Raw genomic sequence first — 15802 nt, forward strand, 5'->3', positions numbered from 1 at the left:
TAGCTATTGTTACCCAGGGCGATGTCAAAGTAAAAAATATGGCCGATTACTGCATTGAGATCCCCGATGCCGACGAAGCATTTTTACCACTGCTGGCTACTATCCCACTACAACTTCTTGCCTATCATATAGCCGTAAAACGGGGCTGTAATGTTGATCAGCCCCGTAACCTGGCCAAGTCAGTTACGGTAGAATAATTTGTAACAATTAATCCCAACAAACACAAAAAAAGCAGGCCTGAAAACCTGCTTTTTTTATGCATTACTCTCTTGGGTTGTAACCCTTATAACAGGAAAATACAGCTTAAATACCGTAAACAAGACACTTTTTTCTCAACCCTTTACACATGTCTGCTTTACCGCTTTACATGTTCTGTAAAGACTAAGATACAGGTTTACAAAAAAGTGGCAATCGACTAAAATCGTATACTATCGTTACCCAAATAGATAAATTTGATTAACCAAATAAACCAGTTCAAATAGTTCCCTAAACTCTTTAAACTATTGATGATGAAAAAAATTAATACATACTGTTTCATTGCAGCACTACTATTACTAACAGGCTGTGCCGGGAGTCGTAATCTCGTTTATTTCAGCAACATGGCAAATACAGGCGCTGTAAATAACAATATAGGCGGGGCAGTGATCATTCATCAAAAGGACATTTTGAGTGTTACCGTTAACAGCTTAAATCCCGAATCAAACCTATTGTTTAATGGCAACAAGAATGTGGGATCAGGTGTTCCGTTAACCCGAACCGGATACAAGGTAAATGAAAATGGTTTTGTGAATTTACCATTAGTAGGCGACTATAAAATTGAAGGGCAAACCGTAGAGGAAGCCCAGGTTGAAATAGCCAAAAAATTAGCCGCATTTGTTAAAAGTCCGGTAGTTGATATCCAGCTTCTGAACTTCAAAATAAGTGTAATAGGCGAGGTTAACAGACCATCAACATTTACGATAAGCGATGAGAATGTAAACTTACTTGAAGCATTAGGCATGGCGGGAGATATGACCGTTTACGGGAAAAGAGAAAATGTACTGGTGATCCGTACCGAAAACGGGCGCAGAACAATGAACCGGCTTAACCTGAATAAGATTGAATCAATGGATTCACCTTATTTCAACCTAAAGCAAAATGACATTGTGTATGTAGAGCCAGATAAGTCAAAAGCGGTTGAGTATAGCCAAAACACACGCTTAGCGCCAATAATTGTAGCCTCAATTTCGGCACTGGCGGTATTGGCAGCAGTACTTTTAAAAAGATAAAATACAGTTTTAAAGATACCTAACATTGGTTGATATGGATAGCAATTTTATTTTAAGGGAGCCTTTACCAGGCAACAAGTTCAGGAGCAACATTATGCCTTATTTAAGTGGCTGGTATTTATTCCTGATTAGCATGGTTATCTGCTTAGCAGCGGCCTGGGCATACTTAAACTATGTTACCCCTTTGTATAAAATAACAAGTACCCTCCAGATACCCGACGATAAAAAAGGCGACGGTATATTAAAAGCTACCGCATTCAGCGATCTGAACATGTTTCAGGAAACCAAAACGGTAGATAATGAAATGGAAGTGCTGCGCTCAAAAGACCTCATCTATAAGGTGTTCAAAAAACTCAACCTGGAAACCGCCTACTTTGATGAAAGCGGCATCACAACCAAAGAACTTTATGGCGATGAGCGGCCTTTTAATGTCACTATACAAAGGCTCGGCAAAACAGCATATGCTAAAAAGTTATACATCCAACCGTATACACAAGACAAATTTTTGCTTAAAGAAGAAAATAAAACATGGATCTATAACTACAACCAAATGATTGATCATAATGATTATGCATTTAAAGTAGAAAAAGGCCCGGCCCGTGCTGAAGCTGAAACCCCTATCCTCATCCAATTTAAAAACCTGACCAGGCTGGCGGCAGCTTACAGTGCCGGATTGCTGCAGGTTAACCCGGTTATTAAAGAATCAAACACATTAACCTTAGCCCTGGTTGATGCCGTGCCCGAAAGAGGCGTTGATATCCTGAACAATATCATATCCACTTACAACGCCGAAAATGTTGTTAAGAAAAACGTTACCGCAGTAAATACCATATTATTTATTGATAAACGGCTTCATGATTTAGAGCAGGACCTGTCATATACTGAAAGTGACATCGAAACTTTCAAACAAAGGAATGGAGCTGCCGAGATCAGCGCAAGCACACAGGTAAATCTGACAAAATCTGCCGAGTACAATCAGTTAATTGAAGAATCAAACACTCAATTGGGTATAGTGAAATCCATTGAAGCGTATTTAAAAAACTCGGCTAACCAATATAATGCTGTACCCAGCACCATGGGATTAAAAGATCCGGCATTAAACACATTGGTTAGCCGTTTCAACGATTTGCAATTGGAAAGGAACCGCATGCTGAGCAGCGCCAACCTTGCCAACCCGCTTGTTCAAAACCTGAGCAGCCAGATAGCCACACTTCGCGTAAATATCATGGAAAACCTGAGCAACATTAAAAAGGGGTTCTCCATAGGCCACGACTTACTCAGAGAAAATTCTGCCCAGTACGATTCCCGCATCCGCTCGGTTCCTTCAATTGAACGGGGCTTGTTACAACGCAGCAGGGAACAGGGTGTAAAAACCAATTTATATCAATATCTGTTGCAAAAAAGAGAGGAAACAGCTTTGTCTCTGTCGGCTACCATTCCGTCATCGCAATTGATTGATAAGCCTGCCGCTAACCCTATAGCCGAATTTCCTAAACAACAGCTTACGTATTTATTCGCCATTATAGCAGGCTTGTTTATACCGGGTGTATTCATCTTCCTGAAGGATAAATTTAGCCTGAAAATCAAGGATCAGTCAAGCTTGCTGAATATAAAAGGTGTAAAGATCCTGGGCGAGTTATGTCACAATTATGAAGATAAAAACTCCGTAGTAATATCAAATGGAAGCAATACCAATATCTCAGAACTGTTCAGGTACATCAGGAGTAATATTGGTTTCCTGAACCAGGGAACACAACATAAAACCATGCTGGTTACATCGTCAATGAAGGGCGAAGGCAAAACCTTTTTCAGCATCAATCTCGGCTTAACGCTGGCTATGCTCAATAAACGGGTATTAATTATGGAGTTTGACCTGCGCAAGCCCGATTTACTTAAAAACATCAACATGGAGCAAACCATGGGGATTAACGACTTCCTGACCGGTGATGTTAATTCGCCTGCCGAATGTGTACAACCTTACAACGAATCAGACAATCTGTTTGTAATGGGAAGCGGAACAAAGACCATAAACCCCGCCGAAATGCTGGCCGATAAACGGCTCGACCTGCTGTTTAGCTGGTGTAAAACCGAGTTTGACTATATCGTACTTGATACCTCGCCGGTGGGTGCTGTTGCTGATGCTTTTAGCCTGGCTAAATACGCAGAATTGAGCATTTATATTGTACGTTACAATTATACTAACACTGAGCAATTGAGTATCCTGAGAGATATTTATGATAATGATAAACTAAAGAACCTGATGGTAGTGTTTAACGATGCGAAGAAAGAAAACCGGCAGGCTTATGCCTATGGCGGCTATGGATATGCATCTGCATATGGCAGCTGATAGCTATCGTTTTCACATTAGCATAAGGTTATACTATTTATTATAAATTTTTAGTTCGGCTGTTTTTTTTAAATGTGAGGCTCCATGTGACTGGATGGGCGGAGCCGCAAGCAACGTAAGTTGCAACTGTTATAAACCAATTTACCGGGCAAAACCGGAGTGTTATTATAAACCGAGTTCGACTATTTTTTACTTACCGCCTAACCATGTGACTGGATTGGCGGAGCCACGGACACCGTAAGTTATTGGCTATTTCACCAATAAAACTGGTAAAACCGAAAATGTAATTGTAAACCATTAGTTCAACTATTTTTCAATTGCCGCTATACCATGTGACTGGGATGGCGGAGCCACAGGCAGCCTAAGCTGTAGCTGTGATAAACCAAATAACCGGATAAAACCGGGAGTATTAACCATATAGTTCAAGTGTTTTTATTAACCGCCTAACCATGTGACTGGATTGGCGGAGCCACAGCCGACGCGGGCTGAGGCTGTTAAAAACCAGAAAACCAGGTTAATAATTTTCAAATACTATACCTCTGCATAAACAATCATCACCCAGCCTGTGTGAGTGAGTTGGCGAAGCTATAGTAGACCGTCATTATCCCGATCCAACTTTATTCATTTTATGGAAACCCAATTAAGAGCACCGCAATTTCGCATGACAAACTATCGTGAAAAAAAATGGCTTGTAATTTACACCAAGCCCCGATGGGAAAAAAAGGTGGACAAGCTTTTAAAGCAAAATGGCATTGAATGCTATTGCCCGGTCAGAGATGTAGTCAATCAATGGTCGGACAGGAAAAAGGAGATCAGTGTCCCCCTGTTTAGTTCCTACGTATTTGTTCATGTTGATGCCTATGAGCAATCAAGGGCACTCTATGTAATGGGCGTATTAGGTTTTGTTTACTATATGGGCAAACCCGCCGTAGTGAGAGACAACGTGATTGATGAGATCAGGACAAACCTGATACACTACAAGGACATGGAAATTGTGAACCTGCAAAATCTCGCTATTGGTGATACTGTTAAAATAAAAGATGGCGCTCTTGTAAATCAAATGGGTAAAGTGCTGCAGATACAGGGTAAAAATGTATTAATGGTTTTTGAAACCATCAATTGCGCTTTAGTAACACGCATTTCAATCCAAAACTTATCAGTTCATAACATCAGTGAAAATCATGAAAATTGAGAATTATCAACCTAAATTAGGCATTATCGGTCTCGGTTATGTAGGCCTGCCCCTGGCAGTTGAATTTGCGAAAAAATACAAGGTCATTGGCTTTGACATTAATTTAAATCGCATTAATGAGCTCAAATCAGGCATCGACCACACCCTGGAGATCGACTCCGAACAACTGAACGCAGTGATTACCCCCGTTTGCACAACCGCAACCGGGTTATATGTTACTGATGAAGTTGAAAAACTAAGGCAGTGTAGCATATACATTGTAACAGTGCCAACCCCTGTTGATAAAAACAACCGGCCAGACCTTTCTCCCCTTATAAGCGCGAGCAGGGTTGTTGGGAAGGTTTTAAAGAAGGATGATATTGTGGTGTACGAATCAACCGTATATCCCGGGGTAACAGAGGATGAGTGTATGCCTATTTTAGAAAAAGTATCCGGGCTTACCTATAATGTCGATTTTTTTGCAGGCTATTCGCCTGAACGGATCAATCCGGGCGACAAATTACATACCGTATCAAAGATCAGGAAGATCACATCAGGATCAACCCCCGCAACTGCCGAAACAGTTGATAAGCTTTACCGGTCAGTTATTACTGCCGGCACGTTTAAAGCCCATTCAATAAAGGTAGCTGAAGCTGCCAAGGTAATTGAAAATGCGCAACGCGATATCAACATCGCGTTTGTAAACGAACTGGCCATGATCTTTAACAAGCTGGGTATTGATACACATAAAGTATTGGAAGCCGCCGGTACCAAATGGAACTTTCTAAATTTCAGACCAGGCCTTGTTGGCGGGCATTGTATTGGTGTCGATCCTTATTACCTGGCTCAAAAAGCCCAGGAGGCCGGTTATCACCCCGAAATTATTTTGGCCGGCCGGCGTATTAATGACTCGATGGGTGGCTATGTTGCCGATCAGTTTATTAAGCAGATGATTTGCCGTGGCACTTCAATAACCGATAGCGAAGTACTGATACTCGGCTTCACCTTTAAAGAAAACTGCCCCGATGTAAGGAATACCCGGGTAATTGATATCGTAAAACGATTGAAGGAGTATAAGGTGAAAGTACACATCCATGACCCCTGGGCCAACGCGGCACATGCCCAAAAAGAATACGGCATCATCTGCGAAAACGGAGAATCAAAAACCCGCACCTATGATGGGGTTTTACTTGCAGTTGCCCATGAAGAGTTTAGAGAAATGAATGTAAAAGCGCTTTGCAAACCCAATGCAGTATTGTACGATTTGAAGGCCTTTTTACCTGAAGATGTTGTTAACGCCCGGCTTTAAAAACTATGAGTTATAAACAAAGAGCCGTATCAGGCATAGTATGGGCGCTGTGGCAGCAACTAAGTTCAAAGATAGTAAGCTTTGGCATATCCATATTTTTGGCGCGGATCCTGGAGCCATCGCAATTCGGTTTGTTAGCTATGCTGTCGCTTTTTATTTCAGTAGGTAACAGCCTTTTGGATGGTGGCCTTACAGCTTCACTGATCCGTACTACCGATGCCAACCAGCGCGATTATTCAACCGTATTCTATTTTAATATCATCGGTAGTAGCATCCTTTACTTATTACTCTTTTTAACAGCACCGCTCATTGCAGCTTTTTATCATCAACCGCTATTAACTTCAGTAGTACGTGTATACACTTTAATTTTGATCATAAACGCTTTTTTTGGAGTACAAAGCACACTTCTGGTCAAGGACTTGAAATTTAAAAAACAAACTAACATTCAAATCCCTTCGGCCATTGGCGGCGGCATATTAGGCATTATACTCGCAAAATCAGGATACGGCGTTTGGAGCCTTGTTTGGATGGGATTATGCACATCCTTTTTATCAACAGCCATACACTGGATCACTTCAGACTGGAGGCCGGCGTTGATATTTGATAAAGCGTGCTTTAAAAAACATATCCACTTTGGCTACAAAATGACGCTATCAGGTTTAATTGATACTGTTTATCAAAATATCTACCTGATCATCATAGGTAAGTTTTTTTCGGCTGCTCAGCTTGGCTACTACAGCCGGGCCGACTCGATAAGCCAACTGCCCATCAGCAATATATCGGCAGCTATAAATAAAGTTACCTACCCAATGTTCGCAGAAATATCAAACGATCCTGTGCAGTTAAAAAACGTTTACAAAAGGCTCATGCAGCAAGTAGTATTCTGGAATGCTCCGGCGCTCATCATGCTCTGTATCATTGCCAAGCCACTGTTTCATATCCTGCTAACAGACAAATGGCTGCCCGCTGTGCCGATTTTTCAGTTATTGTGTATAGGCGGCATTATGTACCCATTGCACTCATACAACTTAAATGTGTTAAAAGTGATGGGACAAAGCGCACTGTTTTTAAGGTTAGAAGTAATTAAAAAGGTTTTGAGCGTCATCGGCATACTGTGCTTTATTCCCTTCGGTATTTATGGTTTACTGTACTTCCAGTTGTTTTTTAACGTGATAGCCTACTACATCAATTCCATTTACAGCGGGCGTTTAATTAACTACCCGGTTACCGAACAGGTAAAAGATATTTTACCAACAGTAGCATTAGCCGGAAGCATTGGCCTCTGTTGTTATTTTCTTGATAAGTTGCTGATCAACGATTTTTTCATCCCTACTATGCAAATTGGCATATTACTCATAGTATTCACTGTGGTTTATTATGGTGCCAGTATGCTAATTAAGCTTTCTGCTATTAAAGATTTTAACCAATTAATCCTAAAAAGATGATTCCTGTAACCAAACCATTTCTCCCCGCCGAAAAGGAGTTCAGAGCTTATGTTAAAAGTATTTGGGAAAGACAATGGCTCACCAACAATGGCCCTCTTGTAAACACCCTTGAGTTAAAGTTAAAGCAATACCTCGGTGTTAGCCATATGCTGTTTGTTACAAACGGTACAATAGCTTTACAACTGGCTATTAAAGCGCTTAATTTAAGCGGGGAGATCATCACAACACCGTTTTCATTTGTTGCCACTACCAGCACTATTGTATGGCAGGGCTGCGAACCGGTATTCGTGGATATCGATCCAGGAACGCTTAATATCGACCCAACTAAGATCGAGGCTGCTATCACCCCAAGAACATCAGCTATTTTGGCAACCCATGTATTTGGTAATCCCTGCGATATAACTGCTATACAAGCTATTGCCGATAAGCATAACCTCAAGGTGATCTATGATGCGGCACACTGTTTTGGTACATTTTATAAAAACCGTTCTGTATTTGAATATGGCGACATCAGCGTAACCAGCTTTCACTCAACCAAATTATACCACACTATTGAAGGCGGTGCCGTATTTACTCAGGATCCGGAACTTTTAAGAACCATGGCCCTAATGCGCAATTTTGGATATTCGGGGGTTGATACTTTCTCTGAAGAGGGTATCAATGCAAAAAACAGCGAGTTTCACGCAGCAATGGGCTTATGCAACCTGCGCCATGTTGACGAGATCCTTAAAAAAAGGAAGTATTTATATGAACAATACCTGCAACGCCTGGGCAATTTGAATGTTCAGTTCCAAAAACTTGAAAATGAGCAGGATTATAACTACGCCTACTTTCCTATAGTTTTTGAAACTGAAGCATTAATGCATCAGAGCAAAGCGAAACTTGAACTGGCCCAGATCTACTGCAGGCGGTACTTTTACCCTTCACTGTCATCATTGCCATACGTAAAAAAACAGCCAATGCCAGTTTGCGATTCTATAGCATCGCGGGTGGTTTGCCTCCCGCTGTACCATACACTTTCACTTTCAGATCTCGACCTTATTTGCAGGTTGCTGCTCCGCGCACAAAACTTCGACAACGACTTTAAGCCGAAACATTTTGGCACCCTGGTTACCGATAAAATTGAATCTGAAATAAACGTAACAGCTGTGAATGTAAATGGATCAGTATGAATGGTGAAGAGATAATGGTTAGTATTTGCTGTATTACTTACAACCATGAAAAATTTATAGCCGAAGCTATCCGAAGCTTTTTGATGCAAAAAACCAACTTTAAGTTTGAGATCATCATTGGCGACGATTGCTCCACAGATAAAACACAATCAATAATTAATTTTTATTCGGAAACCTATCCCGGCAGGATCAAGCTTGTAGCCTCCCCAACCAACCAGGGCACGCATAAAAACTTAATTAATTGTATTACACAATGCAGGGGTAAGTATATAGCACTTTGCGAGGGCGACGATTACTGGATAAACGAATATAAGCTGCAAAAACAGGTTGACTTTTTAGAAAACAATGCCGATTTCGTCATATGCTGTCACTATCATAAAGTAATAAACTCCAGCAATAAAACGCTGTATGTACATCCTAATCCAACGCCGCTGGTACATACCTATGCTGATTTGTTGGCCGGGAAACAGGAAGAAACAAAAACGGCAACTGTGGTTTATCGTAACATTCCCGAAACAGTACAACTGTTTTCTACACCATGGTTTTTTGAATGTTTTGCCGGCGATAAAATGTTTAAACTATGGGCTACTCAAAACACCGGCGGAAAGATCTATGTGATACCCGAGGTAATGAGTTGTTACCGTACCCATGAAGGCGGTGTGTGGAGCATGATCAATGCAAAAGCACGAATGGAAATGGTTATAAGCGATTTCAATCTGATCATAAAAAACTTCACTTATTCGGCCATTGCCAAAAAAAAGCTCCTGCTGCTTTATATTAAACGCTATCTGCTATTTGAATTACAAAACAAACGGTTTCGCAAAGCTTACGATACACTAAAATACCTGCTTTAACTGACAGGGCATTAACTCCAACATGAAAATACAAGCCGCCCCCTATTCAAAACCCGTTCTGTTTTTCATTATCCCTTCGCTTAAAGGCGGAGGAGCAGAAAGAGTTATCATATCGCTTGCTAATTATTTTAACAGAAACAATTTTCAATCGGTACTTATTTCCTTAAACAATGATGTTCCGGCATATGAAATTGAAAAGGACGTTAAAGTATTTTACTTAACAGACCGCCAGAAAAGCAGATTTATAGACAGAGTATATCATATTTCCGAAACATTTTTTAAGCTTATAAAGCTGTTACGTACAGAAAAACCGGCTTGCGCTTTATCATTCATTACATCAGCCAATATCTGGACCGGGATCACCTGTTGGCTAACGCGCGTGCCCTATATCGTTTCGGAGCGCACATCGCCAGACAGGAGCGTCAACAGCTTTAATTACTTACATAAGCACCTGGCTTTGAGCCTGTATAAAAAGGCAGCAGCAGTAGTGGTAAGTGCTAAAGGTGTTGAAGACTGCCTGCTTAAAGATAAAGATTTTAAAGCCCTCACCAATATTCAGCGCATTACAAACGCAGTTACCCTTTTTCAGCCATCATCGGACGAAAAGGTACATAACCGCAGGTTCATTTTAGCTGTTGGCCGGCTGGCTTATGTAAAAGGTTTTGACATCCTCATTGAGGCTTACGCAAAAACCGGTCTCTCGGATATCGACCTGATCATTATTGGCGATGGCGAAGAACGCGCAAACCTGGTTGCCCAGATCTTTAACCTCGGATTAAAAGAACGGATATTGTTACCCGGCAGCCGGAACAACCTTCAGGACTATTACAGCCAGGCCGAAATGTATGTATTGCCATCGCGCAATGAAGGCTATCCCAACGCGTTGGTTGAGGCCATGAGCTTTGGGTGCCCTTCTATAGCCCTGGATTGCAATTTTGGCCCTTCCGAGATCATTGCCAATAACGAAAATGGGCTATTGGTAAACAAAGGATCAATAAATAGTTTAGCTGATGCCATGCGGCGTTTGGCCGGCGATGAGGTTTTAAGAAATGAACTTGGAACTAAAGCGCGCATCATATCACAAACCAATCACCCGGATAAAATACTGGGCGAATGGGAGGCTTTGATCAAGAAACATGCTGCTTCATCGGCGGTTCCCGCTCAATTAACAAGCAGCCAACCAGCTTTGTAACCCCCTATCAAACTGATATTATGTTACGGTATTTAATTCGTTTAGATGATTTGTGCCCAACAAATAATCTTCCCAAATGGGAACGCTTCTTTACCTTGTTCGACAGGTATGACATAAAACCAATAATAGCTGTTATACCCGCCAATAAAGATCCTAAACTTCAGGCTTGTGGTAATTTTAACCCCTATTACTGGCAACTGGTGCGCGAACTTCAAAGTAAAAATTACGTGATAGGCATGCACGGCTTTGATCATTATTACATCAATCACAACTCCGGGTTGCTGAAAATGAATAACAGATCGGAATTTGCCGGCGTGCCATTGCAAACTCAAAAAGAAAAAATAAGGAAAGCATCGGAGATTTTCAAGCGCGAAAACATTCACCCATCTGTGTTTATCGCTCCGGCACATACCTTCGATCGTAATACACTATTAGCATTGCAGGAGTATACCAATATTAAAATAATTAGCGATGGCCTGCTCAGATCACCTTATATAAGGTTTGGGTTTAATTGGGTGCCTGTTCAACTATCGGAAGTTGAACAAAAAACAAAACATACCTGGACATTCAATTACCATCCCGAAACCTGCCCGGCCAAAGCATTTAATGAGCTTGAGCATTTTATAGAAAGAAACCACCACCTTTTTGTATCGCTGGATAGTCTGGAATTTTCAAACTACACCATGGCAAATGCCATTTTCGAAAAATATAGCATTTATAAAAGATTAGCCCGCGATTATGCTCAAAAACTGATCGCTTTTATGGAACGGATCCCCGCCGGAAACTGAAATTATTTAAACCTGATATGAAAATTCCTTTTGCACCGCCATACATTGACCAGGCTGTTATAAACGAGGTTATGGATACGCTTAACTCGGGCTGGATAACCACCGGCCCAAAAGTAGCCGCCCTTGAACAGCAAATGAAACAGCTTACAGCTTCTGATGCAGCCGTTTGTGTAAACTCATGGACATCCGGAGCCATCCTGATGCTGAAATGGTTTGGCATAAAAGAAGGTGATGAAGTTATTATCCCAGCTTATACCTATTGCGCAACCGCATTAAGCGTATTGCACTGCGGTGCTACGCCGGTTATTGTTGACGTTGATAACGATTGCTGCATTTCTGCAGAGGCAGTTATCAAAGCCATAACCCCAAAAACCAAAGCTATTATTGCTGTTGATATAGCCGGTTGGCCCTGCGATTATGAAGAGTTAAACGACGTTATCAATAAACCGGAAACTAAAAAGCTGTTTGTCGCTGAAAGCCCGAAACAAAAGATCTTAGGCAGGATCCTTTTAATTGCCGATGCTGCGCACTCAATTGGAGCAACCATAAATGAGTTACCGGCATCAAAGTATAGCGATGTTTCCATATTTTCATTCCATGCAGTAAAGAACGTTACTACGGCCGAAGGCGGTTGTATCTGTATTAATCTGCCTGCAAATTTCAACGCAGCAGATGAATACCGTTACCTGAAACTGTACACTTTAAATGGCCAAACCAAAGATGCTTTTACAAAAAGTAACGGCGGCGGCTGGAAATACGATATCCTGTTTATGGGCCTCAAGATCAATATGCCCGACATTTGCGCGGCGATAGGTCTTGGTCAGCTAAAAAGTTATGACGACAGGCTGCTCCCCATGCGCAAACGTGTTGCAGCAATGTATTGCGAAAGCTTTAAAGCAATGGATTGGTTTATTGAACCGTCGTTAAAAAATGAACAAAGGGAATCATCATATCACTTGTTTGCCTTGCGCATAAAAGGTATATCAGAAGCCCAGCGCGATCAGATCATGGATATGATCATGGCTGAAGGGATCATGGCTAACGTGCATTTTACCCCGCTGCCTATGTTAACCCTTTTTAAAGATCTGGGTTACGAAATTGAGCAGTATCCATCAGCCTATTCGCTTTATGCAAATGAGATCTCGCTACCTATTTATCCGCAACTTTCTGACGAGCAGATAGATTTCATCATCACAACCGTCGTAAACTCGGTTAATGCAGTGTTGGAAGCGTATAAAGAGCCCGCAAAAGTTGAATTATAAATACCACTATGCTTAAACGGCTTTTTGATATTACCTTTTCGCTTATAGCGCTGATAGTTTTGTTCCCTTTGTTTCTGTTGATAGCCATCGCTATTAAAATTAACTCAAGAGGGGGCGCATTTTATAAACAAGCCCGGGTTGGGAAAGATGGAGATGAGTTTAAACTCTTCAAATTCCGCACCATGTATACAGACTCAGACAGGGCCGGATTATTAACTATAGGCAGTAAAGATTACCGGATCACTGGTGTTGGCTACTGGCTCAGGAAATACAAGCTTGATGAGCTGCCGCAACTGCTGAATGTGCTAAAAGGCGATATGAGTTTTGTTGGCCCCCGTCCCGAAGTACGTAAATACGTAAACCTGTATACTCCGGCCCAGCTGCGGGTATTGAGCGTAAAACCAGGGGTGACTGACTGGGCATCTATCAAATACTTTAATGAAAACGACATTCTGGCCAGCAGTGAAGATCCTGAAGCAATGTATATCAATGTAATTGTTCCGTCAAAGATCAGCAAGAACCTCGAATACATTGACAACCAGGGCATTTTAATGGACGTCAAAATAATACTATCTACAATAAAACGGATTTTTCAATAGTATCAATTTCATTTTATTATGCTGCTTAAAAAGACCCTCTTTTATAGTTTAATGTTCTTCTATCTGTATACACTTGCCTTTGACATTTTCATGACAGATACTTTGAGGATCCCCGCACCCGTAATTTTTTGCATGCTGCTGTTTTTTGTGCAAAAACCATTATTGGATTTCGGTTATTACAACGAGCTGATGCTTTTTCTTGCAGGTGTTTTTTTATACCAGGTTGTAGGTATGAGCAATTATATCACCTTTTTTGCCATACTCCTTACCATAATACCGTGCTCGTTATACTTTAATTATTTTGTAGGTTCAAATAAAGCGCGCTACTATTCTTCAATATTGATGTTTTTTTTCCTCCTGGCGGGCTCTATGATCATCATGATATTGGATCACAGCATGGCCAGTACTATTGACCCGATCAGGGGTATGTTACTTGGCGAACCTGTGAAACAAAGCCCTGCCGGTTTGGCCGTAACCCAATTTAACTTTGGATACCAGGTTGTGGCAATTACCACATTTGTATTCATAGCGTCATGCACCACCGGGCAATATCTGATAGTGAGGGGTTTGGTTTTGGCGGCCTGCGTTGTTTGCATTTATCTTGGCATGAACAGGTCGGCATTTATAAGTTTCGGTGTTGCTGTCACCTTGTTCTTGTTCATTTATTATCGCTACAAAGCGGTTTTCCTGGTTGCATCAACGGTGCTCATATGTTTTAGTTTATATACTTATGTGTTAAAGGATAATATGGATGATAAAAACAACATCTTATCCAAAAACCAGGCTAAAGAAGCCAATGATTTTAACAGGGTCAATATGGCGGCCGAAAACCTTAAAATATTTGCCGATTATCCTTTCGGCCTTATATTTTATGGTAAAACCTGGGACGAGGTAACTTACCGCAACCCCATGTTTACATTCGGTTTATCATCGCACAACGCCTACCTGATGTTTATAACCGTACTTGGTCCTTTTTTGGGGTTGGGCATACTGTGGGCAATATATTATAAAACCGTCCGCCTGTTTTGGCAAACCATCAAAAACATAAAACAAAAAGGCAGTGCAATTTACGTGGCTATATTTTTCACCTTTATAGCACTCTCCTTAAACGCACTATCACACAACGGATGGTTAATGAGTGTTGACGGGCCTACAATATTCATTTATTTCGCCGTATTACACTATAACAAACTCAAAGATCCAATAATAGAGGCCGAACCGGTGCAGGAAGAATTAGCAGTCGCTTAAAACTTGATCCTAATTTTTAGCTATAATGAGAAAGAAGATTTTCCTTGTCCTTAGTTCGCTTGGTGCAGGTGGTTCTGAGCGCGTTTACTGGTTGTTGTCCCAATATTTCAATAAACCCGATTATGAGGTAGTTGTAGTACTGCTGAACGGAAACGAATGCAGTTTCTCGACAGAAATAGCAGGCATCAAGTTTGTAGATCTGAAAACCATAAAAGCTTCGCGTTCATTTTTCAAGCTTCACAAACTGCTGAAAGATGAAAAACCTTACGCCGTTTTCTCCACTACCGATCATATTAATATTCTGGTAGCGCTGGTTTCTATATTTGTTCAAATACCTAATTTAATAGCAAGGGCATCCAACAACCCGCAGCAAATGAAGCAGTTTTATGGATTTAAGGCCCGCTTTTACAATTACTTTTCCCGCTTTTTATTTGTAAGGTTTAACTCCATTGTTTGCCAGTCGGAAGAAATGAGGCAATCAATAGCCAAATTATATAATATCAGCCTAAATAAGCTTATTGTTATTCATAACCCGGTTATTACAACACCCTTATTAAAACCTCAAAATCAGATCTCCGGCTTAAAAAGGCTTATTGCCGTTAACCGGCTTATCAAAGAGAAAGGGCTATTCCGCTTGTTGGAAGTAATGAAAGCACTGCCTCAAAACTATGTTTTAACTATTGCCGGCGATGGCCCATTGATGAACACATTAAAAGCAGAAGTAGAAAATATTGGTATTAAAAACCGCGTGGTATTTACCGGCGAGATCAACAATGTTGCAGAGGTTATATCCAGGCATGATCTATTGGTTTTAAGCTCCTTTACCGAGGGCTTCCCCAATGTGGTGCTTGAATCTTTATCTGTAGGGGTTCCCGTTGTTACTTTCAGGGTTGGTGGGGTAAATGAACTGATAAGGGAAGGTTTTAACGGCTTTATAGCCGAGCAGAACGATCTGTGTGAGTTACGCCACCAAATTATTCGTGCATGCAATCAAACCTGGCAGCATCCTAACATCAAAGCAGATATTATTGAACGCTTTGGGCTTAATAAAATAGGCCAGGCATACGAAACGCTGCTTGCTAATTAAACAAACCATTAACCTATTACCTTTTTTGTATGTGCGGCATTTATGGATCAACAGTGGGAT

13 protein-coding genes and 1 pseudogene are annotated in these 15802 nt (G+C 41.1%); all 14 read left to right on the forward strand.

Annotated elements, in window-relative coordinates:
* Positions 1-197 (forward strand): annotated as a pseudogene (locus VF500_RS15010) (glutamine--fructose-6-phosphate aminotransferase); the annotation flags it as partial.
* A 402-nt stretch (positions 198-599) separates the two neighbouring features.
* On the forward strand, positions 600-1268 hold the full coding sequence (locus VF500_RS15015) for a polysaccharide biosynthesis/export family protein (RefSeq protein ID WP_330860443.1): 669 nt from the start codon (positions 600-602) through the stop codon (positions 1266-1268).
* A 34-nt stretch (positions 1269-1302) separates the two neighbouring features.
* Positions 1303-3615 carry a GumC family protein gene (locus VF500_RS15020; protein WP_330860444.1) on the forward strand — a complete coding sequence of 771 codons (2313 nt, stop codon included), beginning with the start codon at positions 1303-1305 and terminating at the stop codon, positions 3613-3615.
* Positions 3616-4243: 628 nt separating this feature from the next.
* Entirely contained in the window at positions 4244-4807 is a 564-nt protein-coding gene (locus tag VF500_RS15025; protein WP_330860445.1) for a UpxY family transcription antiterminator, read from the forward strand.
* The gene (locus tag VF500_RS15030; RefSeq protein ID WP_330860446.1) at positions 4797-6095 is read left to right on the forward strand and encodes a nucleotide sugar dehydrogenase; all 1299 of its coding nucleotides are present in this window, start codon (positions 4797-4799) and stop codon (positions 6093-6095) included. Before VF500_RS15025 ends, VF500_RS15030 begins: the two co-directional genes overlap by 11 nt.
* A gap of 5 nt (positions 6096-6100) precedes the next feature.
* The gene (locus tag VF500_RS15035) at positions 6101-7540 is read left to right on the forward strand and encodes a lipopolysaccharide biosynthesis protein (protein WP_330860447.1); all 1440 of its coding nucleotides are present in this window, start codon (positions 6101-6103) and stop codon (positions 7538-7540) included.
* Positions 7537-8712 carry a DegT/DnrJ/EryC1/StrS family aminotransferase gene (locus tag VF500_RS15040; protein ID WP_330860448.1) on the forward strand — a complete coding sequence of 392 codons (1176 nt, stop codon included), beginning with the start codon at positions 7537-7539 and terminating at the stop codon, positions 8710-8712. Before VF500_RS15035 ends, VF500_RS15040 begins: the two co-directional genes overlap by 4 nt.
* Positions 8709-9566: a glycosyltransferase family 2 protein gene (locus VF500_RS15045; protein ID WP_330860449.1), complete on the forward strand. Its 858-nt coding sequence runs from the start codon at positions 8709-8711 to the stop codon at positions 9564-9566. The genes VF500_RS15040 and VF500_RS15045 overlap by 4 nt, the downstream gene beginning before the upstream one ends.
* A gap of 22 nt (positions 9567-9588) precedes the next feature.
* Positions 9589-10758 carry a glycosyltransferase family 4 protein gene (locus VF500_RS15050; RefSeq protein ID WP_330860450.1) on the forward strand — a complete coding sequence of 390 codons (1170 nt, stop codon included), beginning with the start codon at positions 9589-9591 and terminating at the stop codon, positions 10756-10758.
* 20 nt (positions 10759-10778) lie between these two features.
* Positions 10779-11546, forward strand: a complete 768-nt coding sequence (locus VF500_RS15055) for a DUF2334 domain-containing protein (RefSeq protein ID WP_330860451.1) — start codon at positions 10779-10781, stop codon at positions 11544-11546.
* 17 nt (positions 11547-11563) lie between these two features.
* Positions 11564-12808, forward strand: coding sequence for a DegT/DnrJ/EryC1/StrS family aminotransferase (locus VF500_RS15060; protein WP_330860452.1), 1245 nt, complete (start codon positions 11564-11566; stop codon positions 12806-12808).
* 8 nt (positions 12809-12816) lie between these two features.
* Positions 12817-13407: a sugar transferase gene (locus VF500_RS15065; RefSeq protein WP_330860453.1), complete on the forward strand. Its 591-nt coding sequence runs from the start codon at positions 12817-12819 to the stop codon at positions 13405-13407.
* Between the two features lie 18 nt (positions 13408-13425).
* Positions 13426-14655, forward strand: a complete 1230-nt coding sequence (locus tag VF500_RS15070) for an O-antigen ligase family protein (protein WP_330860454.1) — start codon at positions 13426-13428, stop codon at positions 14653-14655.
* 25 nt (positions 14656-14680) lie between these two features.
* The gene (locus VF500_RS15075; RefSeq protein ID WP_330860455.1) at positions 14681-15742 is read left to right on the forward strand and encodes a glycosyltransferase; all 1062 of its coding nucleotides are present in this window, start codon (positions 14681-14683) and stop codon (positions 15740-15742) included.
* Positions 15743-15802 lie beyond the last annotated feature (60 nt).

The sequence above is a fragment of the Mucilaginibacter sp. genome (genome assembly GCF_036383575.1).
Taxonomy (GTDB): domain Bacteria; phylum Bacteroidota; class Bacteroidia; order Sphingobacteriales; family Sphingobacteriaceae; genus Mucilaginibacter.